Source organism: Nostoc sp. C96, from assembly GCF_059384975.1.
In genome coordinates this window covers 2861553-2883226 of the sequence record NZ_CM182020.1, presented here as the reverse complement: position 1 = coordinate 2883226, position 21674 = coordinate 2861553, and the positions used below count along the sequence as shown (strand labels likewise).

Here is a 21674-nt window from a genome sequence, read left to right as displayed (position 1 = left end):
AAATAATCAGGGTAGTCATACTTCAAAGCCAATGAATATTAATATTGATATACCTGATGAAATGCGTGTTTATGTAGAGGCACAAGTGATGGCAGGTGCTTACAGTAGCATTGGTGAATATTTTCTAAATTTGCTAAAGCAAGACCAAAAAAAGAAAGCTCAAGCCAACTTAGAAGCGCTTTTGAAAGAAGGGATTGATTCTCCAGGACAGGAAGTAACACCAGAATATTGGCAGAATTTGCGTTCTACTGTTTTAGGACAGAATAGTATAGGTAACTCAAGCAACACATGAACTATCGGTTAATTATTAAAGACCGAGCAACGCAAGATTTGCGACTTCTGGCAAATTATATATTGGTCAATGGAAATAGTGATGTAGCAGTTAAATTCTTAAATGCTGCCGAAATGACCTTTGTTCAGTTGCAAAAGACTCCTGGGATGGGAAAGGTAACGCAATTAGTTGTATCGAGTTTAGGTAAAATTCGACAATGGCGCATCAAAGATTTTCAGGATTATTTGATTTTCTATCGGATTGAAGATACCACCGTTGAAATTCTTCGAGTATTTCACGGAGCAAGAGATATAGCTGATGTACTAAGCGAATTAGACGAAGAGCTTTAACCCAAAATCAAACTTCATTTTGACGCTAAATTCTCATTATTTTGACTAACGCAACAATTCTTCGACTTGATGCTGACTCCACAAGGTTCTATACAGACCTTCTTGTTGCACTAGTTCTATATGATTGCCTGTTTGGACAATTTTACCTTTATCCATGACTAAAATTCTATCAGCGGCGGCGGCGGCAGATAGTTGATGGGTGATAAAAATGACCGTTTTGCGGCTAGTTCCACTAGAGAGATTTTTGAGGATTTTGGTGGCTGTTTGATTATCCACGCTAGATAAAGCATCATCTAGAATTAAGACTGGTGCATCAACTAACATGGCTCTGGCTAAAGCGGTGCGTTGTCGTTGTCCACCAGATAAGGTGATACCGCGTTCGCCAACTAGAGTTTCGTATTGTTGGGGAAAATTAATAATTTCCGAATGAATCTGAGACATGACAGCTACAGATTCGACATCTTCTTGTTCGCGTACGGGGTCAGCATAGCGAATATTATTTTTGATGGTGGTGCTGAACAAAAAACTATCTTGGGGAACATAGGCGATCGCACTTCGCAAATCTTCTAATACGATTTTGGTAATATCTACCCCATCTAAAAATAATTGTCCAGGCGCAATATCTAACAACCGAGGTAAGGCGTTGGCTAAAGTAGATTTCCCTGAACCAATTGCCCCAACAATGGCTACTGTTTCTCCTGGGACAATTGTAAAATTGAGATGATCTAAGGCAGCTGTCGCCATTTCTGGGTAAGTAAAGCTGAAATTTTTCGCGGTAATTTCGCCTTTTACTTCCGCCAGCGGTAAATGTACAGCATCACCTGTATCTTGAATTTTGGGTGTGACGCTGAAAATCGATTCTAAGCGATCAATACTGACTTCACCGCGTTGATAGGTGGTAATGGTAAAACCTAATAAAGCGGTGGGAAACACCAGCCGTTCTACATAAATTAGCAGCGCCAAAAAATCACCAACGGCTAAAGTTCCGCCAGAAATACGCGTTGTACCTAACCAAATAATAATTAAAGAACTGATATTAGCTAAACCGCCAATTAACGGAAACAATACATTCCGGCTTTTTGCCAATTGCAGGTTAGCTTTTAATAGCTGCTGATTTTTTTTAGCAAAAGCTTGACGCTCGTTTTCTTCTTGAGCGTAAATTTTAATTAAGGCAATGCCGCTAATATCTTCTTGAATCAGTTCACTAATATCAGAGAGTCTTTCTTGGACAGCGGCTTGTTGTTTGCGTAGGCGATCGCTAAACAAATGCACCAACAAAAACATGAAGGGGTACACTGCTAAAGAATACAGTGTCATGTCTGGGCTAATTGTCAGCATTACAGGCAGTGTCAAAGTATAGGCAAAAAAAGTATTGGCTAAACTTAGCACCGCGAAACCCAACAAGCGCCGGATATTTTCGACATCGCTGGTAGCGCGATTAATTAAATCCCCGGCGGTGTTTGTAGCAAAATAAGCCGGTTCTAACTTGAGTAAATGTTCAAAAATCCGTTGTTTTAGGTCAAATTCTACCTGTCGTCCTACGCCAAATAGCCAGATACGAGAAGCCATGCGGATTAACCACATTGCCGAACTCAACAAAATGATGATTACAACATAATGTAGTAGTTGGTTCCAGCTAAATTGAGTTGAAAGTTTATCAACACAGCCACGAATTAACCAAGGAATATAAACGCCCAAACCATTGACAGACAACAAAGCAAAAATGCCTAATGTTGCCTCTACCCAATGAGGACGCAGGTAAGCACCGAGTTTAGCTAGTCGTCGAGATTTTGCCATTACAGCAATTTTGCAACTCCATCATCCTAAAACAAACGGATCGTAGGTTTATATTTTATCTACAAAGAATTCAGGAGTGTGTGGTCAGAATTCAGTAGAGAAAATTATTTTCTGAATTCTCCATGCTGAATTCAGGTTTTTAAATAAGGCCAGCCACTAGGGCGTAGCGTTGTGGCCTTGTTAATTTTACTTTTTTAACCCTAGGACTGGCGACCACGCAAGAAAAAGTAAACTTGGTTGAGGTAACTTTCCCAAACTTGGGTGGTAAGTTGGAGTGTTTCCGCACTGGGTACAAAGTCTTCCAGTCGCAAACCTCTTTCGCGAATTTGCTGTGGATTTTGTAATAGGTAAGGCGGAATTTGGAGATCGAAAGAGTTGAAAGCGATCGCTTTTAGCCCTAGTGTACTATTTACATCACTAGTTGTAGTTCCTGGTGCTAATGCTACGAGAACTTCCGAGCCAGTCGCCCCTTCTGGCAAATAATTTCTGACTATTTCCTGATTTGCTACAGTGGGATTAACAACTGCGGCAATTGGTGTTCTTACCAAAAAATAAGCGATCGCTGGTGTACTAGACAACAGCAAAATTGTCAACGCCCAACCAATTAAATATCCTCCTGGTTTATCTATCCCACCACCCTTAATTTTTTGGGCGGCAAAAATCATCATCAATACTGATGCTCCCAAAGGCTTAAGGGGAAATGATATCACCCTCCACAAAGATGCCACAGCTGGTTCGTTGGGGTTAACGAACGACAAAGCTAGGACAACCAAAATAATTACTAGGACTACTCGCCCAGCAAAAGTTCCTTGAGGATAGAACCTCTGGAACAACGAATATACGATAGTGCCAACAAGCAGCCACAACAGTACGCGGCTCAACAATATGAACATAGATTAACTCTCAAATTTTCTAGTGCGATCAGCCTAGGGTTTGGAGCAAGATGTGTATTTGACCGTCAAATTGTAATCGGACTTTTACTTGACTGCAAATATTACCAGCCTCACACCTAATGACTACCGTCGTAGTGATTTTAGAGCAATTTTTTGACACTGCGTCTATTATTTATAATTTTCCAGGTGAGTTAAGAAAATAGGGGTGTAGGGGTGTGAGGGTTTAGGGGCAATATAACCTGTTTTGATTTGTTTGTGTCTTTGTTTTCCTTTACACCCTTACAGCCCTACACCTCTACACCCATAATTAATTGAGTAATTTTCAACTCAGAGGGAAAAACTATGTCGCCTGAAAAGCCCAGCATTTTAGTCACAGGGGGAGCAGGATATATCGGTTCTCATACGGTGCTTGCTCTCAAGCAAGCGGGTTATGAGGTGGTAATACTTGATAACCTGGTTTACGGACATCGAGAGTTGGTAGAAAAGATTTTACAAGTAGAACTGGTAGTGGGTGATACAGGCGATCGCCCTTTACTGGATGAATTATTTAACACCCGTAAGTTTGCGGCTGTGATGCACTTTTCTGCTTACGCTTACGTAGGCGAGTCGGTGACTGACCCAGCAAAATATTACCGCAACAATGTGGTCGGCACTTTGACTTTATTAGAAGCAATGTTGGCTGCGTCAATTAATAAATTCGTCTTTTCTTCCACCTGCGCCACCTACGGAGTCCCAGAAGTCGTCCCAATTCCCGAAAACCATCCCCAACACCCAATTAACCCCTATGGGGCTACTAAGCTGATGGTGGAGCAAATTCTCTCTGATTTTGATGTCGCTTATCAATTAAAGTCAGTACGGTTTCGCTACTTTAATGCGGCTGGGGCGAATCCTGATGGTTTGTTAGGCGAAGACCACAACCCAGAAACTCATTTAATTCCTTTGATATTGCTGACAGCTTTAGGTAAGCGGGAGTCTATCTCGATTTTTGGGACAGATTACCCCACACCTGATGGTACTTGTATTCGTGATTATATTCATGTTAATGATTTAGCCGATGCCCATGTTTTGGGACTGGAATATTTATTAAAGGGTGGCGATAGCGAAGTATTCAATTTAGGTAATGGGAGTGGCTTCTCTGTGCGAGAAGTGATTGCGGCGGCTGAGTCGGTGACGGGGTTAGCTATTCCCATTCAAGAATGCGATCGCCGTCCTGGTGATCCACCTGTTTTAATTGGTAGTAGTGAAAAAGCGAGAAAAATTTTAGGTTGGCGATCGCAATATCCCTCTATCCAAGATATTGTGAGCCATGCTTGGCAGTGGCATCAAAAGCGACACAGTTGAAGAAGGCAGGAGTCAGCAGGGGAGCTTCAGGAGCGGGGGGGCAGAGGAGCGGTTACTGTCAATTTCCCTTGCACCCCTGCACCCCTGCTGACCTCCACGAGTGATTTTTTTATCCGAACCGTATTGTCCTACCTCCTGCCTTCCTCAATAACTAACTTCTTCTTGTCTTTTGCAAGACAACAAAGAAAATACCCATAAGTGCCAAACCGGGAATGGCGATCGCCCAAACTGGTAAAGTGCTACTAGTTTCTTGAGCTACATTACTGTTGATATTCTGTACTGATTGGGGATTAGCAGTACCAGCCGCGACGGTGACTTCAAACTTGAGATTAAAAGGCTTGAAACTTGCGCCTTTTGCGGGTTTACCATTTAGCTGTAATTGATAAATGCCGGGTTTTGGGAAAGTAATTGCGGCTCCGGGAATACCTTGAAAGCGTTCAGCGGCTACGGGTTGTAAGGATGGTTCGAGTAGGGCTGGCTCACTGGGGGTATGAGGTTCGGCGTAAACTGCTAATCGGCAATTACATTGGGCGAGAGGAATAGTTTGTCCACCTTTACGGGTAAGAGCAAACCAAGCTTGTGTCGGTTCCCCAGCACGAGGATTATCATTAGGTTCGAGATGAAGAGTTGCGCCGACATCTGCGGCTACTTGCACTTTATGGGCTAAGACAGGATGAATAGTAGTAATTGCGATCGCTAAACAAAACAGCAATAATACATTTAACTTTTTCTTGATTGGATAATAATTCATTCTCCCCCTGTTCCTCTGCTCTCCTGCTCCCTTTGCCCACCTGCTTTGAGCCAACGCAACAGCAACACACCAAGAGTGGCAATTCCTAACAGCAATGTTGCTAATTTATTCGCCCAAGTTGATTCTAGGGAACCTAAGTAATGGGAACCAATCAACACTGCATGAAAGGTACTTAAGAGTAAAGCCGGCACACTTAAAAGATGAATCTGTCGCCACCGCTTACCCCAAGATTTTTGCAATGATTCCCAACTAGTTAAAGCAGCAGGGGTCATTAATATCAATGCTACAGCACCCGCAGCCATCCCCCAGCGAAATTCTGCGGGAAAAAACCAAAAAGCGGCAAAATTCCATTGCAGAGAATGTTCAATCATGTGGGTGGTGTGAACGACAGATAACACAAAAGCACCCACGCCTAAAGCCCGACGGTAACGCATCGGTGCAGCCCACAGGTTACTAATTGGGCGGGCAATCAGCGCTAACATGAGACAAAATAGGGCAGCGTGTCCGGTGTAATCTACCGTTGTGTCACCAGTCCGCAATAGAGTAATTGCGCCAATGACCAGTGTCACCCAACCGCCTAAACGAAATAATTGACTGCGCCTATCTTTACTAATTAACGAAGTCGAAACACCAACCCCCAGCATGGTGGGTAAAGTTCCTGAACCAAAAGCTAACATGGTGGCTGCACCCATCCAGAGGTTACTAGTTTCTGCGGCTTTAATTTGAGCAGCATATAAGAAACCACAAGGCATTAAACCCCAAGTCATCCCTAAAAATATCGGTGTCCACCATTTGGTTTGGTAGGAAAGTTTAATCATGCCTGTACTCAGGCGATCGTGTAAATTACTTTTTAATAAAGGGTGTAATACAGGAATATGGGGCAACCAATTTGGTTTAATTTGTCCTAAGCCAAACCAAATCAGCATTATCCCGGTAATCATCGCCATCAAGCGACGAAATTCGCTGCCAATACCTGCTAGTTGCCCACCTTCAAACAATACTGAACCTAAAGCCCCAATGCCAGCGCCAACCAGAGCATAGCTTAACATTCTGCCGAGATTCAGCAAAAAGTGAAATTTTAATTGTTGTTGCCAAGTAGATGAATTTTCTGAGACAGATTTTTGTCCATTCTGCTTACTAGACAACGAAAACGCTACTGTCAAAGGGCCACACATCCCAAAGCAATGCCCAAAACTGCCTAGAAACCCTAGGATTGCTATCAGCAACAAATCTACCATATTCCTAGGAAGCACAAGGCAGGATTACGCATAAACAGCAGGGAAAACAAGAAAGTCAACGATAGTCACAAATATAATGAATGACACAGAACTTTCCCTGTATGGAACAATAGGTTAAATTTGTGCCTCTGTCAAAAGACAACTCGTCAAACTTTGGGTTTGCGCTACTCTAGGTCTGGAAGGCAAGGTTCAGTGTATGCAAAAACGGATTTGGCTGATGCTGTTGGCGCTGGTGGTAGTGGTCATAGTTGGGAGTAGAAGTATTGCGTTTAATAGTTTTTTTCCACCACGTCCTGCATCAGAAATTGTGGAGAAAGTACCAGCAAAACAAGCTCAACCACAGCCTCCAACACTAGAAATTACGCCGCAGGTTTCTGCTGAGAATTTGCTTAACCACATTCAGCAGTTAAATTTTCAACGTTACACAACAGCAGAGCGATCGCGTACTCGTACATATATCACAACCCAATTAAAAAAATTCGGCTGGAAACCACAGCTAGAAAAATTTGCTGAGGGTGTGAATATCTTTGCCGAACGTTTAGGTACTGATAAAACAGCAGGTACAATTCTTGTCGGCGCACATTACGATACTGTCGCTTCCTCTCCTGGGGCTGATGATAATGGTACTGGGGTAGCGGTTGTGCTAGAAGTTGCTAGATTACTTGGTTCACAACCCACACCACGAACTTTGCAGTTAGCTTTTTTTGACAAAGAAGAAGCAGGACTTTTAGGTAGTAAGGCTTTCGCCGCTAAAGCTCAACGCTTGGAGAATTTAAGCGGTGTGATTGTCATGGATATGGTTGGTTATGCTTGTTACACTCCTGGCTGTCAACAGTATCCACCGGGTTTACCTGTGACACCACCCAGCGATAAAGGTGACTTTTTAGCAGTGGTGGGTGATACAGAACATTTACCGTTATTAAGTGCTTTTCAAAACCCACAGCCAGCTAATTTACCAGCGGTTATGACAGTACCTATTCCCTTGAAAGGATTACTCACACCTGATACTCTACGTAGTGATCATGCACCGTTTTGGTATCAAGGAGTAGGTGCAGTTTTAGTGACGGATACAGCTAATCTCCGAACTCCCCATTATCATCAATCTAGTGATCAGCCTAATACAATTGAGCGATCGTTTTTTGCAGGTGCAGCGCAGATTGTGGTTAATACTACCAGTGCTTTATTACAGAAAAGTGATAGTTTAGCCACTAAAACATCTTTTTGAAGTTAGATTTTTACTCACCGAAGAGGCAGAGGGGAAGGGCTTGTTCCCCTTGCTCCCTGCTCCCTGCTCCCCTGCCTCTTTTGACCCTACCTAATTTTTGGGTAAGTCAAGAACCAGTTCTGTTTGTCGTTGAGTTGGAAATAAGAACCTTGGAAAATTAGCCGCAAAGCGAGGCGAGTTCTCAGATAATATCTAATTAAATGAGTTCCTGGTTCGGCAAAGACATCATCATAGTTTTGGCTGTAACCAAAGGGTTTAGAACAGTAACTACTACCACCCAGAACTGTTAACACAAAAAATGGCGCTTCCTTATATTCATCAGGAACCATAAAAATGCCGTATACATGATGTTCGCCACGCCAAGGTTCCACAACAACTTGAGAGGCGGGTACTTGCAGTTTTTGTCTGTTTGATTTCAAAAAAGCTTCTGAGTTGCATTGAGTGTCATGTACAGGCCACCACAGTATCACAATCAATATTGAAAACAGCAGAATAAAAACATAGATAACTTTGCGACGCATACTTAACCAAGATGAAGTTTGTAGTCTGTATGTTAAGCAAAACCTTGTCGTGACCACAGCAACCTTGTCGTGACCACAGCAACCTTGTCGTGACCACAGCAAACCTTGTCGTGACCACAGCAAACCTTGTCGTGACCACAGCAAACCCTGTCGTGACCACAGCAACTTTGTCGTGACCACAGCAAACCCTGTCGTGACCACAACAAACCTTGTCGTCACGACAGCAAGTTTTGCAGCTTTGACAATTAACCATTGACACCTATCTAAGTTCTAAATTCGTCAAATAGCAAAATATTAGTTATATTCCCGTCAGAATTCATTGACAAAAATTTTTATGGGAATAAGTAGAAAAGCTCTAAATTTATTGCTAGGTTGCTTTTGTGCTGTCACAGTCACAAATTTTTTAAGTATAAATACTGCGGCAAAAGCTGCTGATACAGTTGTGTTACGTTATGGTTTGCTGGCGGAGTCTGTTTCTTTGGCTGACTTACAAAAAGCAGCAGAGGTTGGGGATTTTCCTAATGGTTTTGAGCTTTATGGCCGCAAATTATCCTCACAACAGCGGCGCTTTCTGTTAGAAACCCTGAAAATGCCTTTATCGTTGAATGTTGTCACAGTTAATCGGTTACTCAATACCCAGATTGGGACAACAATTCTTGATGATTTTTCCACGGCTGTTGTGCGTAAGGATAAAGCTGGTGTACAAGCCCTCAGAGCCGGATTAGTTATTGGTTCGACTGCACCTCAAGGTCTTTCGCTACTAAGCTTTATTGCAGCTTATCCTAGTCAAAATTTGGAAATTAATTTACCACAAATTTTCAAAATTGCAGGGAATTTCAATACGGCATTTTGGCGGACTCAACAATTTATGTTAGCGATCGCACCCCAACTTAACCACCAATCGCTACAAGTTTCTTTACCTTTTGACCCCAGTCAACCAGGTACGGCGCAAGTCCAAGTGCTGAAATTAAATTGGAATGACCCCCAGCGTAACCGCAATATTCCGGTTGATATATATTGGTCAAATGCTGCAACTGCAAATAAACCACTAATTGTCTATTCTCACGGTTTAGGTTCTGTGCGGACTGATTTACGCTATCTCGCAGAACATTTAGCATCTCACGGTTATATATTTGTTGCTGTGGAACATCCTGGTAGTAACCAGACAAATGTTGATGCTGGTTTACAAGGTAAAGGTAAACTTCTCAAACCACAAGAATTTTTAGATCGTCCTAAAGATATTAGTTTTGTCTTAGATGAACTTGCCAAAATTAACCAAAATACTAATGACCCATTATCGGGAAAACTGGCAACTGATAATGTAATGGTGATTGGTTATTCTTTTGGTGGCGGTACAGCTTTGGCGTTGGCTGGTGGTGAGTTACAACTTGATAAACTCAAACAACGTTGTAAACAAAATTTGGCGGTGTTGAGTTTGGGCGAAACTGCACAGTGTGTTGCTCAAGAATTACCAAACAACACCTATCAAATGCGGGATAATCGCATTAAGCAAGCGATCGCTCTTAATCCTACCAGTTCTTTGATGTTTGGCGACTCTGGTTTAACTAAGGTGCAAGTCCCAACGCTGATATTAGCTAGTTCCGCCGATAAAACAACTCCGGCTTTAACTGAACAAGTTGTAGGATTTCACAAAATTCCTGCGCCTAAATGGCTGGTTGGTATCCTTGGAGGTACTCATCTCAGCGTCAAAGACCCTAGCACTACTTTAGATCAGGCAGGACAAGCCAATACACCTTTTAGTGGCGGCGAAGTAGTGGGGGAACAAGCCGCAGATGTTCGCAAATTTGTCAAGGTGATAGTTTTGGCGATGGCTGCACAACTCACCCCAGAAGCTAAACAATATAGTGTGTTTTTAACACCTGATTATGCTTTTTCTGCTTCTACACCAGCATTTCCCTTCCGCATAGTCACAGAAATTCCTCCTGATGCGCTCAAAGTGGTGGAGGAATTTGTAGAAAGGTAAAAGTGAAAAGGCAAAAGGTAAAAGGCAAAAGTAAAGAATAGTTATACCATTTCACTAAATAAATGATACGAATAATTTCTCCTCTGCCCCTCTGCTCCTATGCCCCCCTGCGGTCTATTTGTATCAAACTTAAAGTGAAACGGTATTATTTTATCTCCGAGCCAGAGGATGATCTCTGGCTTGATTTATCCAGAAAATTAGCGATCGCTACCTTGTTATTGACTATATAAATTTTTCTTATTACTTGTATTTGGCTTTTTGTGTCAATTTCTGTTGACTTGTCGTAACAACTTAGTTACACTTGTTAACATAAGTTTATAAATGAGAAATAAACTACAACCAAAACCGCTAACAAATAAAGATATTGTGAGAGTTTGATATCTTTTGCAGTTAGCGATGAACAACGGACTTCAGTATCGGTATCTCCCATCGACATTTGGACTTCTCCTAATCACCTCGGTTTGAACAACGCCGGGGTTTTTTCTTTTCAGATGTCAATAGTCATTAACTTTCAGGCTTCACACTTATCTAGACGACGAAATAAAAATAACCACAGTGGTAAGGAACTGTTAATAGCAATGAGTCGGACTAAATGTCCTGTGGTGACAATCTCCACATTATGATCTAATGCTAAAGAAACCAAAATCATTTCTGCGGAACCACCTGGTGCTGTGACTAATAGACAAGTCAACCAATCCCAAGAAGTTAATTGCATTGCCAGCATAGCAGCGATCGCACCTGCAACAAGAGTCAAGGCTACAGAAATCAAAGCGCAACCGACAGTTCGTTTCCCAAAGGCGGGTTTTTCTCCCCAATACTCACCGATGGTAATTCCCAACAGCATTTGACCGACTATATTAATCAATGGTTGTGGACTCAAATCAGCCCCACTAACAAAAGGCAGCAAATTTAGGCAAGAATTAAAAAATATCCCCAGTAATAACGCTCCAAAAAAATCACCAGCGGGAATTTTTAAGGTAATAGCTAGGTAGACTATCAATGCAGTAATCAGCAATGCTATAAATAATAGTCCGAGTTGCGATGGTTCCAGATTGAGTAAGGTATGTTGAACGGGAAGTGTTGATGAATTCCAATAATTACCAACAGTTGTTCTCGCAATAAAAGGAATTACTAATACTACACAAGTAACGCGAATCGCCTGAACTAAAGCCACCAAGGTAACATTTTTATTGTAATCAGCAGCAATTGATGACATTACGCCCACGCCACCGGGAACTGTCGCCAGCATTGCTGTTAATAAGTTGGTTTTACTTAATCGAGAATAAATATAGCCAATACAGCTACCACATAATAATAGAAAAAATGTGAGAACAATAAATATAGGAATCCCCGAAGCTAAATTTATCAAGTTACTATTGCTATTAGATAAACCAACAGTCAACCCTACAAGTCCCATCCCGACTTTTCTTGCAGTTCGGTTAGGTTGGGGAGTGTATTGATAAAAAATCCGGCATCCTTGAAGAATGATTGTACCTGCGGCAATACCACCAAATATCCACGCAATACCGCCAATATGAAATTTTACTAAGCCTAAACCCAGTGGTAACGCTAGTAGCATTTCTAAAAACAGAACCATTAATTGACGCACAATTAGCTGTGGTTTAGCATCAGAAATATTTTGATGAAAAAGTTCCTCCTGAGTGGGAGCGACACTAAGGCTTTGATTCATTGATATGGGGTTTCTTAAAATTAAATTTGACTAAGTTTTGAAATTAATGCGATCGCCAATGAATGACAGATTTTAAGTTCTATGTACAATGGCAACGATATAACAACAATCTTAATAAAATTTAAACATAGCTTTCAGCCTAATTACCAGATGAATATTTGGTATTTAGAACAGTAAATGGTAGGAAACAGATGTTTCCTACCACTTACTGTCTTTTTGAGTAATTTTGGATTTTAGTAACAGCAGATCAGCATTAGTCTTCATCCAAAGGTGGAAAAGCTTCCTCAAATTTCCACAGTTCTTCTTTATTTTCGAGAAACCAATTACGTGTAGCTGGAGTTAATTGGCTCCAAATAATAGCATCTGGAATATTAGGACACGCATATTGATATTTCTGACCAAGTAGTTTGAGATTTAACTCTACTTCATCAGGAATACCAAATTCTTGCCAGTCAACTACTACATAACTTCCGGGAATTCCCGCAGTCGGATCAAAAATTAACTGTGCAGCCCTAATTAAATCAGCAAAATGTCGTGGTTTGAGGTTAGATATCTGCTGAATCTGCAATAACTCGTCATGCTCTTGAGACATTTTCCCTGGAGTGATCAAAATTGACTATTTATAGAACTTACTGCCAGAGATTTTTATTCCCATAGTTCTAGTTTAACGCTTACAGCAAATTTACGATATCTATGAGGATAAGATGGGAAATGCGATCGCTTCTGCTTGTAGTAATTTATATCAGAAGTTAACTCAGAAAATGTATGGAAAAAATTCATATTGATGTACAGCAGGGCAATATTGCAGGAGTCGCAGATAAAATAGCCAATGGTGTTGATATTGAATGTCTAGACGAGTATTCCCAACAAACACCATTAATGTGTGCAGTTAGTAGTCCCAATGCAGGCGTTGATATGATTCGTTTCCTCTTAGAACATGGCGCGAATGTCAATGCTATTGAACAAGAATCTCAAAATACCGTACTTGGGTTGGCTGTGCAGTCAGGAAATCTAGATAAAATCCTACTGATTCTCGATGCTGGAGCAGATATTAACTATCAAACTCCAGATGGATATGATGTCTTAATTCATGCTATGTATGGTCGAGATATTTTGCGAGATGAAAACTTAATCTCAACTTTGAACTTACTCATCTCTAGAGGTGCTGCTGTCAATGGTATGAGTAGCTACGGTGAATCTGCAATCAAAGTAGCGGCTCATCTTGGGAGATTTGATGCTGTCAAATTATTATTGAACGCAGGTGCTAACCCAGAGCAACTGGGATGGACAGAATTAATGTACGCTATAGTTTTTGGCAGCCTAGAGCAAGTAAAGTTCTTGCTAGAGCAAAAAGCAGATCAAAATGTACGTGATTGTTGGCATAAAACCCCTTGGTTATTGAGTATTCAGGTGGGTGAATTACCTAAAGCCAAATTACTCCTAGCTGCGGGAGCAAATCACAACGATGTAGGAAACTGCGGAAAAACGCCGTTAATGTATGCAGTAGAAAACAATAGGCTAGAAGTCTTACAGTGGCTAATTGCCGAGGGATTTGATATTGAAGCCACCGATGACTTTAGTAACACTGCATTAATCATCGCCGCAGAGCATGGTGCTACTGATTGCGTCAGAATTTTACTAGAAGCTGGTGCAAACCCCAGCAGAATCAATGATTGCGATGACAAAGCCATTAAGATAGCGACAAAGACAGAAATTGTCAGAATGTTAATTGCAGCTGGTGAAGATGTGAGCGATATTAACAATGATATGCGGCGATCGCTCACTGGAATTGACAACAACAAATTTTCATTATCACAAGTAACTCCAGAGCAATATTTTGCTGGCAAACATCCGCGCTTTGGCAAAACCAATCCAGAATTGATGAAAATTCCCTTTTGGGAGGCCATGATTTGTGAGGGTTGTTCTGCTTATGCAGCTAAAAATTTTTTTGATGATACAGAACATTGCCAAGATAAAGTATGGTGCTATGACCGATTTGGCAGAACCATTACACAATTACCAGATGGCAGAATTGTCGAAATTGCTGGTGAACATGAAGACTACTATGACCCTGATTTTTGTATATATAACGATGTTGTAGTTTATCAAGGTGATGGTAACTTTCAGATTTTTGGTTATCCCCAAGATGTATTTCCACCAACTGACTTTCATTCAGCCACATTAGTTGGAGAATACATATATATCATTGGCAGTTTAGGATATTTCGGTACAAGAATTTATCATGAAACTCCAGTTTATAGATTAAATATCCACACATTTGTCATAGAAAAAGTAGAAACAAGTGGGGATAAACCAGGATGGATCAGTGAACACAAAGCTTACTACCAAGAACCAGATAAAATACATATTACTGGCGGTAAATTATGTGTGGTTAATAATGAAAAAATAGAAGATTATATAGATAATTCAGTCAATTACATCTTAGATTTAATTGACTTAACTTGGAGCCGCATTGCTGTTTAAATCTAAATCTATAGAAATCTGATTTGATTTCTGAAAAATTGCACTATGTGTAGGGTGTGTCAGGCGTAAGCCGTAACGGTAGATGCGTTACGCCATCACTAACACATCCTACGTACTCAAATAACTTTAGAAGGGTTCTAAATATTCAGTTAGACAGTAAGAGGTTATTTATAAAGTAAAAATAAAAACTTTTGTAATAATTTAGTTAATAAAATTTAGTTTTATAAATAACCCAACTCAATATATAAATTTCCAGTAATAATTTACTCAGGTTCGACAAGAGCAAAATACTTACCTAAAAACACAGTCTTGAATCAAGAAGCTTTGTGGAGGTAGTCACTATGATGGGAGTTATGTGGTTCTTCATTGTCTGCTTCATTTGGCTGATGGGCTTTTCTTTGTTAGCCGAAATTTGGTTTTATGAAGAAGAGCAGGAGTTATAGTTGTCTAATAAACTCTTAAGAACAAGATACCCGGCTTCTCAAAGAAGTCGGGTATCTGAAATGCTGAATAATTTGATAAGAAAAATCAACTACAAGTCACATTGATGAGTTTGGCAATATTTTGCACCATCAATTTCTCCTTGTAATTCGTTTAATTTAACGATTTGAAAAGCTGAACCACCTTGCACTTCAGCTAAAATATAAGCATATTTTTGACCTCTATAATAATGGTCTCGACCAACTTTAGTAACGCGGCGAGACTGGCTGAAGTCATTAGCAATATTAGCGTTATAAATACTTTGAATTAATTTCACCGCCTTGGTGTTTTTGCTGGTGAATTTAATACTGGAGTCGCCGCTGATGGTGATTCCTTCTTTGGTGACTACGCCATTCTCTGAAGGAACATCAACATAAAAATATAAATTACTTTTATTACCTGAATAACCATGTGCTTCGCTACTATATGTCAGGCGTGGAAGCTTGGTTCTAGTTTTTGCCCACTTAATCACGGTATTAATATTTTGTCCAGGCAGTGCATTAGCAGGTGTAACAACGAAAGTAACTGTTAATGAGGACAAAGCAGCCAAGGCAATTAAGTTAAATTTATTACTATTTTTCATAGTATTTCCTGTGTAATAATGCTGGTTACTACAGCATAGCCCATGATTATTCCGGAGTCGCGTTACGGCAATTGTTTGGTTTGGGCTAGAAAAACTGAGAAATGATTAATTTTTCTTTACACAAATGAAAAAAAGCGATCGCCACCCTCACAAGACATATCTGTCATTACCCAGAGTCTGTCCTGATATCCGAAAAGCAAACATTTGTATATTTTTGTCGTAACTAAAGAAAATCCTAGTGACGACTCCAGTAAAATATTTTTGTAAAGTTTTTAACTTTCAGATACAAAACTTAGATTTTGTCTAATGTCCATAGAAGTATTTATTCCTAGACTTGCGACAACAAGGCTACAGAATCTACATACTTCTTAATAAATTACCAGGAAAAACGCAAAACGTTCTAATCTAAAAGCTGACTGGGTTAATTTTACTGGCAGTTTTGAAGGCGGTACTCTGAAGGCATAAACACATCAATGTGTCAAGCCTCAAAGCGACCCAGACTTAACACATAAACGATTATGATGGGAGTTTTACAAATCCGATGAGTGTTAAGGCGAGTGGTGGAAGCTCAGTTGCGCGTCCGCAACTATATCAAACCCTAGCTGTAGCAACCATTTCCCAAGCGGAACAGCAAGACCGCTTTTTGGGAAGTGGGGAATTAAATGAACTGGCAAGCTATTTTGCATCTGGTGCAAAACGGTTAGAAATTGCCCAGGTTCTCACCGAAAATTCCGAGATTATCGTATCTCGTGCGGCTAACCGGATCTTTGTTGGTGGTTCACCAATGGCTTTTTTAGAAAAGCCACAAGAACCTGAATTAGCGATGGCTGGTGCTGCTGTTGGCGCTGGTGGAGATGTCACAGAAGGCATGAAACTAGGAACCGTTACCTACGTTGAAAGTCGGGGTGGTTTTCTAGAAAACTTGCGTTCTATCTTCAACACCTCTCCTAGTGGCCCAACACCTCCAGGTTTTAGACCAATTAACGTTTCTCGTTACGGCCCAAGCAACATGGCCAAGAGCTTGCGGGACTTGTCCTGGTTCTTGCGCTATGCTACTTATGCGATCGTAGCTGGCGACCCCAACATCATTGCTGTGAACACAAGGGGTCTGCGGGAAATTATTGAAAATGCTTGTTCTGGTGAAGCAACCATCGTAGCTTTGCAAGAAATCAAGGCAGCATCTCTGTCTTACTTCCGCCAAGATGCTGAAGCGACAAATATTGTGGCTCAGTACATGGATGTGTTGCTGACAGAATTCAAAGCACCTACACCTTCGACCAAACTACGTCAACGTCCTTCTGGCGATCAACAAGGGTTACAACTGCCGCAGATTTATTTTAATGCCGCAGAACGTCGTCCCAAATATGTGATGAAGCCTGGGTTGTCAGCCGGCGAAAAAACTGAGGTAGTCAAAGCAGCATATCGGCAAATATTTGAGCGCGATATTACCCGTGCTTACAGCTTGTCGATTTCTGATTTGGAATCCAAGGTGAAAAATGGCGACATCTCCATGAAAGAGTTTGTGCGTCGTTTGGCGAAATCTCCGCTTTACCAAAAACAGTTTTATCAGCCTTTTATTAACAGCCGTGTCATTGAACTAGCTTTCCGTCACATTTTAGGACGGGGGCCAAGTAGCCGAGAAGAAGTTCAAAAATACTTCTCAATTATTTCCAACGGCGGTCTACCTAAATTAGTAGATGCTCTGGTAGATTCGGACGAATACTCAGATTACTTTGGCGAAGAAACAGTACCCTACCTTCGGGGTCTGGGTCAAGAAGCCCAAGAATGCCGTAACTGGGGGCCGCAACAAGACCTGTTTAACTACAGTGCGCCTTTCCGCAAAGTACCTCAGTTCATCACCACATTCGCAGCTTACGAACAACCATTACCAGATCAACACCCCTACGGTTCTGGTAACGACCCATTAGAAATTCAGTTTGGGGCGATTTTCCCGAAAGAAACTCGCAACCCCAGCAGCCGTCCGGCTCCCTTTGGTAAAGATACAAGACGGATCTTGATTCACCAAGGGCCTGGGATTAATAACCAACTGAGCAATCCCAAAGCACGGGGCGCATCTCCTGGTACTCTGGGGCCAAAAGTATTCAAACTAGATCAACTACCTGGCACCATTGGCAAAAAAGCAGCCAAAGGTGCAAGCATTAAGTTCTCTGAAAGCTCCACGCAGGCAGTAATTAGAGCAATTTACTTGCAAGTCATCGGTCGTGACGTTTACGAAGGTCAACGTTTAAAAGTCCAAGAAATTAAGCTGGAAAACGGCGAAATTTCTGTACGGGAATTTGTGCGGGCTTTGGCTAAGTCTGATTTATTCCGCAGTTTGTACTGGACACCGTTGTATGTTTGTAAAGCGATCGAATACATTCACCGTCGCTTATTAGGTCGTCCTACTTACGGTCGCCAAGAAAATAACAAATACTTCGATATTGCCTCCAAAAAAGGCTTTTATGCAGTAGTTGATGCCATTCTGGATACCGTAGAGTACAGCGAAGCATTTGGTGAAGATACAGTTCCTTACGAACGCTATCTGACTCCTGGTGGTGTATCACAGCGACAACTACGTGTAGGTAGCATCCGCGAAGATGTGGTCGCCACGAAAGTTGAGAAGCAAGAAACACCACGCTTTGTGGAACTGGGTGCAGTTAGCCAAAATCGGACAGAACCCGATATTCAGTTCCGCGTGAATCAAGGTGTAACTAAGCAACGCGAACAAACTAAAGTCTTCAAGCTGGTAGCTAATACTGTTGACAAAGCTGCCGTCCAAACTTTGATTAGTGCTGCTTACCGCCAGATTTTTGAACGCGATATTGCACCATACATCGCCAAAAATGAATTTACCGTCCTAGAAAGCAAGCTGGGTAACGGGGAAATTTCTGTCAAAGAATTTATTGAAGGATTGGGTTATTCAAACCTGTACCTGAAGGAATTCTATACACCTTATCCCAACACCAAAGTAATTGAGTTGGGAACCAAGCACTTCTTAGGACGCGCACCTGTTGATCAAGCAGAAATCCGCAAGTATAACCAGATTTTGGCTACCCAAGGTCTGAAGGCGTTTATTGCTGCTTTATTGAACAGTGCTGAGTATCGCCAAGTATTTGGTGAAGATACAGTTCCTTACCGTCGCTTCCCAACATTACCTGCGGCTAACTTCCCTAATACCGAGAAGCTTTACAATCAACTCACCAAACAAAATGATGATGTAGTTGTACCCAGCTTTAAGCCAGTCAAAGCACGGATGGATTCTGCCAATACCCCAATTTTGGCAAAAGCGATCGCAGATTTGGCTTACCAATCTCGGCAAATCGACAAGAGCCAGCCGCTATTTATCGAATTAGGTCGTTCCTTTAACGATGGTCGCGGCCAATCGGTAGAAGTTGGTGTTGGTACTAGCCGTCGTAAACCGGCGCGGATTTACCGCTTAACAGGTGGTACTAGCCAAGCAGAAAGACAGCAGATTATTAACGCTGCTTACTGTCAGGTATTGGATGTCTTCAGCGGTCAGGTTCCTGAGTATTACCGTCGTAGCGCACTCGATAGCAAACTGCGGAATGGCGAAATCTCAGTCCGCGAGTTTGTGCGCGAACTAGCAAGCTCAGAAATCTATCGCAAACGGTTCTATACGCCTTATCCCAACACCAAGGTAATTGAATACCTATTCCGTCACCTGTTGGGTCGCGCACCAGCTACTCAAGGCGAAATTAGGCAGTATAACAAGTTGCTGGCTGATAGTGGTCTCAGAGCCGCTGTAGAGGCAATTGTTGATAGCCCAGAATACGCCCGCTACTTTGGTGAAGATGTGGTTCCTTACCCACGCTTCCCATCTCTACCCGCAGGTAACTACCTCGGTAGTGTCCAGGCGGCTGCTGACCTAGTGAAACAATCTTGGTCTAGTCTGTCTCCTGCTGTGTTAACCGGTCGTCCTAGCGATCGCTAATCCTTAGTCAATAGTCCCAGGTCAATAGTCAAGAGTGTTAACTTCTTGACCATTGACTCATGACTATTGACTCTTGACATTTTACCTTTCGTAACATTTCTCTCAGATTGCTGATTTACGTGTAAATCTGAAAAGGAATATTACAAAGTATTAAGAGCAGTCATAAATGCTCAACAGAATGCCGGAGAATATTTTGCGGAAGGTAGCTGAGTTTTTACGCTGGTGTAGTTGAAATTGACACCAGCAAACTCGTAAAGTATTAGCTACAGCAGCTACTCAACTGTTGTATCTAAAAAACAACGAGAGAACGTAGCTACATTCGACCGAAATTAAAACCGCACCAGTTTCATATCCTGGTTTCATTAGTACTGGAGGAATCCATTAATGAGTATCGTCACGAAGTCCATCGTGAATGCTGATGCAGAAGCTCGCTACCTCAGCCCTGGCGAACTAGATCGGATCAAGAGCTTTGTTTCTGGTGGCGCACAACGCCTCCGCATCGCTCAAGTTTTAACCGACAACCGTGAGCGTCTAGTTAAGCAAGCAGGCGACCAATTGTTCCAAAAACGCCCTGACGTTGTATCCCCCGGTGGCAACGCTTACGGTCAAGAATTGACAGCTACCTGCTTACGCGACCTAGACTACTACCTCCGTTTGATCACCTACGGAATCGTTGCTGGTGACGTTACACCCATCGAAGAAATCGGTATCATCGGTGTGCGTGAAATGTACAAATCTTTAGGCACTCCTATTGATGCTGTTTCCTCCGGCGTTGCTGCACTGAAAAATGCTGCTTCCACCCTTTTGTCCGCTGAAGATGCTGCTGAAGCTGGCGCTTACTTTGACTACGTAGTAGGTTCATTGGCGTAGGGTAAAGCTTTTTCCCTGCTGACACAAACTGTTGCAATACGGTTGAAAATAAGGAATTAACAAAATGGCTCAAGACGCAATTACCGCTGTCATTAACTCCGCAGACGTTCAAGGTAAATACCTCGACACAGCTGCTTTAGAAAAACTCAAAGCTTACTTCGGAACTGGTGAACTGCGCGTTCGTGCAGCTACCACCATCAGCGCTAACGCAGCTGCGATCGTTAAAGAAGCTGTTGCTAAGTCTTTGTTGTACTCTGATATCACCCGTCCCGGTGGTAACATGTACACCACCCGTCGTTACGCTGCTTGTATCCGTGACTTGGATTACTACCTCCGCTATGCTACCTACGCTATGCTGGCTGGCGATCCTTCCATCCTAGATGAGCGTGTATTGAACGGCTTGAAAGAAACCTACAACTCCTTGGGTGTACCCGTAGGCGCTACCGTACAAGCTATCCAAGCAATCAAAGAAGTAACCGCCAGCTTAGTCGGCCCCGACGCTGGTAAAGAAATGGGCGTTTACTTAGACTACATCTCCTCTGGCTTGAGCTAAGAGCTAGTTGGCATCTAAGCAATTAGGTGCAGCTTTATTAAGGTCTGGAAATCAACTGTGAGTGCTAGAACGTCTTGTCGCTTATCTTAATTGCATAAATCATGGTGAGTGTTAGTGGTCTAGTATTGATGTTTGATTTCCAGCCTTGGAGAGATTAATTAAAGATTTGTCTAAAAAATATACTCCCGCTTTATTTTGAGATAAAAAAAGTTTTCACACTCACCACAGGAGATTCATCACATGGCGCGGTTGTTTAAAATTACTGCTTGCGTTCCAAGCCAAACCCGTATTCGTACTCAACGCGAACTACAAAATACCTATTTCACCAAATTGGTTCCCTACGAAAATTGGTTCCGCGAACAGCAACGGATTCAAAAAATGGGTGGCAAAATCGTTAAAGTGGAACTGGCAACTGGCAAGCAAGGTACCAACGCTGGCCTGTCCTAATTCATCTATACAAAGAGAACTTTATTGTAGGGAGTTCCCAAGAGGTCATAAAAAGACCTCTTTTTTGTTAATAATCAATAGTCAACATTTATAGCAGGCGACAGAGTTAAAAGTCTTTTGCTGTCTTAGTTTTATTATTTACAGATGTCCTTAGCAACTTATACCAATTCCCCAAAATATGGCTACAAATAGGCAGATGGGGGGCAGGGAGCAGGGAGCAGGGGGAGAATTATCTATAGCCTGG

Annotated in this window: 18 protein-coding genes; 10 read left to right on the top strand and 8 right to left on the bottom strand. The window is 41.9% G+C overall.

Annotated features, from left to right (window positions below; genetic code table 11):
• Positions 1-31 precede the first annotated feature (31 nt).
• Together AC504W_RS12395 and AC504W_RS12390 are read left to right on the top strand one after the other, a co-directional pair.
• A complete protein-coding gene (locus tag AC504W_RS12395; protein WP_103126223.1) occupies positions 32-292 on the top strand; it encodes a ribbon-helix-helix domain-containing protein in 261 nt (86 codons plus the stop codon).
• Positions 289-621 (top strand): type II toxin-antitoxin system RelE/ParE family toxin, encoded by a 333-nt coding sequence (locus tag AC504W_RS12390; RefSeq protein WP_096576603.1) that lies wholly within the window; start codon positions 289-291, stop codon positions 619-621. Before AC504W_RS12395 ends, AC504W_RS12390 begins: the two co-directional genes overlap by 4 nt.
• A gap of 45 nt (positions 622-666) precedes the next feature.
• On the opposite strand, the gene AC504W_RS12385 is transcribed toward AC504W_RS12390, so the two are convergent.
• The gene (locus AC504W_RS12385) at positions 667-2418 is read right to left on the bottom strand and encodes an ABC transporter ATP-binding protein (protein ID WP_494877960.1); all 1752 of its coding nucleotides are present in this window, start codon (positions 2416-2418) and stop codon (positions 667-669) included.
• 200 nt (positions 2419-2618) lie between these two features.
• A complete protein-coding gene (gene fraI / locus AC504W_RS12380) occupies positions 2619-3311 on the bottom strand; it encodes a septal nanopore formation protein FraI (protein WP_096576599.1) in 693 nt (230 codons plus the stop codon).
• 342 nt (positions 3312-3653) lie between these two features.
• Here fraI and galE point away from each other — a divergent pair, with 342 nt between their 5' ends.
• Positions 3654-4652, top strand: coding sequence for a UDP-glucose 4-epimerase GalE (galE, locus tag AC504W_RS12375; protein WP_494877959.1), 999 nt, complete (start codon positions 3654-3656; stop codon positions 4650-4652).
• A gap of 151 nt (positions 4653-4803) precedes the next feature.
• Here the strand turns inward: galE and AC504W_RS12370 are convergent, their stop codons facing one another.
• Complete coding sequence (locus tag AC504W_RS12370) at positions 4804-5403, bottom strand: hypothetical protein (protein ID WP_494877958.1); 600 nt, start codon at positions 5401-5403, stop codon at positions 4804-4806.
• Entirely contained in the window at positions 5400-6641 is a 1242-nt protein-coding gene (locus AC504W_RS12365; protein WP_494877957.1) for an urease accessory protein UreH domain-containing protein, read from the bottom strand. Before AC504W_RS12365 ends, AC504W_RS12370 begins: the two co-directional genes overlap by 4 nt.
• Before the next feature lie 196 nt (positions 6642-6837).
• Here AC504W_RS12365 and AC504W_RS12360 point away from each other — a divergent pair, with 196 nt between their 5' ends.
• Positions 6838-7866: a M20/M25/M40 family metallo-hydrolase gene (locus AC504W_RS12360; protein WP_494877956.1), complete on the top strand. Its 1029-nt coding sequence runs from the start codon at positions 6838-6840 to the stop codon at positions 7864-7866.
• An 86-nt stretch (positions 7867-7952) separates the two neighbouring features.
• Here the strand turns inward: AC504W_RS12360 and AC504W_RS12355 are convergent, their stop codons facing one another.
• The gene (locus AC504W_RS12355) at positions 7953-8387 is read right to left on the bottom strand and encodes a hypothetical protein (RefSeq protein WP_494878639.1); all 435 of its coding nucleotides are present in this window, start codon (positions 8385-8387) and stop codon (positions 7953-7955) included.
• Positions 8388-8721: 334 nt separating this feature from the next.
• Between AC504W_RS12355 and AC504W_RS12350 the strand changes: the two genes are divergently transcribed.
• Positions 8722-10371: an alpha/beta hydrolase gene (locus tag AC504W_RS12350; RefSeq protein ID WP_494877955.1), complete on the top strand. Its 1650-nt coding sequence runs from the start codon at positions 8722-8724 to the stop codon at positions 10369-10371.
• A gap of 511 nt (positions 10372-10882) precedes the next feature.
• Here AC504W_RS12350 and AC504W_RS12345 read toward each other — a convergent pair.
• Complete coding sequence (locus tag AC504W_RS12345) at positions 10883-12061, bottom strand: AbrB family transcriptional regulator (RefSeq protein ID WP_494877954.1); 1179 nt, start codon at positions 12059-12061, stop codon at positions 10883-10885.
• Between the two features lie 253 nt (positions 12062-12314).
• The gene (locus AC504W_RS12340) at positions 12315-12653 is read right to left on the bottom strand and encodes a hypothetical protein (protein WP_494877953.1); all 339 of its coding nucleotides are present in this window, start codon (positions 12651-12653) and stop codon (positions 12315-12317) included.
• 173 nt (positions 12654-12826) lie between these two features.
• Here AC504W_RS12340 and AC504W_RS12335 point away from each other — a divergent pair, with 173 nt between their 5' ends.
• Positions 12827-14545 (top strand): ankyrin repeat domain-containing protein, encoded by a 1719-nt coding sequence (locus AC504W_RS12335; RefSeq protein ID WP_494877952.1) that lies wholly within the window; start codon positions 12827-12829, stop codon positions 14543-14545.
• A gap of 532 nt (positions 14546-15077) precedes the next feature.
• On the opposite strand, the gene AC504W_RS12330 is transcribed toward AC504W_RS12335, so the two are convergent.
• Positions 15078-15608, bottom strand: coding sequence for a hypothetical protein (locus tag AC504W_RS12330; protein ID WP_494877951.1), 531 nt, complete (start codon positions 15606-15608; stop codon positions 15078-15080).
• Positions 15609-16149: 541 nt separating this feature from the next.
• On the opposite strand from AC504W_RS12330, the gene AC504W_RS12325 reads away from it, so the two are divergent.
• From AC504W_RS12325 to AC504W_RS12310, 4 genes are all read left to right on the top strand, one after another.
• Positions 16150-19560, top strand: a complete 3411-nt coding sequence (locus AC504W_RS12325; protein WP_494877950.1) for a phycobilisome rod-core linker polypeptide — start codon at positions 16150-16152, stop codon at positions 19558-19560.
• Positions 19561-19944: 384 nt separating this feature from the next.
• Entirely contained in the window at positions 19945-20430 is a 486-nt protein-coding gene (gene apcA, locus AC504W_RS12320) for an allophycocyanin subunit alpha (protein WP_103126234.1), read from the top strand.
• 64 nt (positions 20431-20494) lie between these two features.
• The gene (gene apcB, locus AC504W_RS12315) at positions 20495-20983 is read left to right on the top strand and encodes an allophycocyanin subunit beta (RefSeq protein ID WP_096576575.1); all 489 of its coding nucleotides are present in this window, start codon (positions 20495-20497) and stop codon (positions 20981-20983) included.
• A 240-nt stretch (positions 20984-21223) separates the two neighbouring features.
• Entirely contained in the window at positions 21224-21430 is a 207-nt protein-coding gene (locus AC504W_RS12310) for a phycobilisome linker polypeptide (protein WP_015114200.1), read from the top strand.
• Positions 21431-21674: the final 244 nt, after the last annotated feature.

Bases quoted from the DNA above. Each gene is read 5' to 3' on its own strand.
- AC504W_RS12335 (WP_494877952.1), top strand. From the start codon at position 12,827: ATGGAAAAAATTCATATTGATGTACAGCAGGGCAATATTGCAGGAGTC.
- AC504W_RS12325 (WP_494877950.1), top strand. From the start codon at position 16,150: ATGAGTGTTAAGGCGAGTGGTGGAAGCTCAGTTGCGCGTCCGCAACTA.
- AC504W_RS12355 (WP_494878639.1), bottom strand. From the start codon at position 8,387: ATGCGTCGCAAAGTTATCTATGTTTTTATTCTGCTGTTTTCAATATTG.
- AC504W_RS12340 (WP_494877953.1), bottom strand. From the start codon at position 12,653: ATGTCTCAAGAGCATGACGAGTTATTGCAGATTCAGCAGATATCTAAC.
- AC504W_RS12345 (WP_494877954.1), bottom strand. From the start codon at position 12,061: ATGAATCAAAGCCTTAGTGTCGCTCCCACTCAGGAGGAACTTTTTCAT.
- AC504W_RS12390 (WP_096576603.1), top strand. From the start codon at position 289: ATGAACTATCGGTTAATTATTAAAGACCGAGCAACGCAAGATTTGCGA.
- AC504W_RS12370 (WP_494877958.1), bottom strand. From the start codon at position 5,403: ATGAATTATTATCCAATCAAGAAAAAGTTAAATGTATTATTGCTGTTT.
- AC504W_RS12395 (WP_103126223.1), top strand. From the start codon at position 32: ATGAATATTAATATTGATATACCTGATGAAATGCGTGTTTATGTAGAG.
- fraI (WP_096576599.1), bottom strand. From the start codon at position 3,311: ATGTTCATATTGTTGAGCCGCGTACTGTTGTGGCTGCTTGTTGGCACT.
- AC504W_RS12310 (WP_015114200.1), top strand. From the start codon at position 21,224: ATGGCGCGGTTGTTTAAAATTACTGCTTGCGTTCCAAGCCAAACCCGT.
- apcA (WP_103126234.1), top strand. From the start codon at position 19,945: ATGAGTATCGTCACGAAGTCCATCGTGAATGCTGATGCAGAAGCTCGC.
- AC504W_RS12360 (WP_494877956.1), top strand. From the start codon at position 6,838: ATGCAAAAACGGATTTGGCTGATGCTGTTGGCGCTGGTGGTAGTGGTC.
- AC504W_RS12330 (WP_494877951.1), bottom strand. From the start codon at position 15,608: ATGAAAAATAGTAATAAATTTAACTTAATTGCCTTGGCTGCTTTGTCC.
- apcB (WP_096576575.1), top strand. From the start codon at position 20,495: ATGGCTCAAGACGCAATTACCGCTGTCATTAACTCCGCAGACGTTCAA.
- AC504W_RS12350 (WP_494877955.1), top strand. From the start codon at position 8,722: ATGGGAATAAGTAGAAAAGCTCTAAATTTATTGCTAGGTTGCTTTTGT.
- AC504W_RS12385 (WP_494877960.1), bottom strand. From the start codon at position 2,418: ATGGCAAAATCTCGACGACTAGCTAAACTCGGTGCTTACCTGCGTCCT.
- AC504W_RS12365 (WP_494877957.1), bottom strand. From the start codon at position 6,641: ATGGTAGATTTGTTGCTGATAGCAATCCTAGGGTTTCTAGGCAGTTTT.
- galE (WP_494877959.1), top strand. From the start codon at position 3,654: ATGTCGCCTGAAAAGCCCAGCATTTTAGTCACAGGGGGAGCAGGATAT.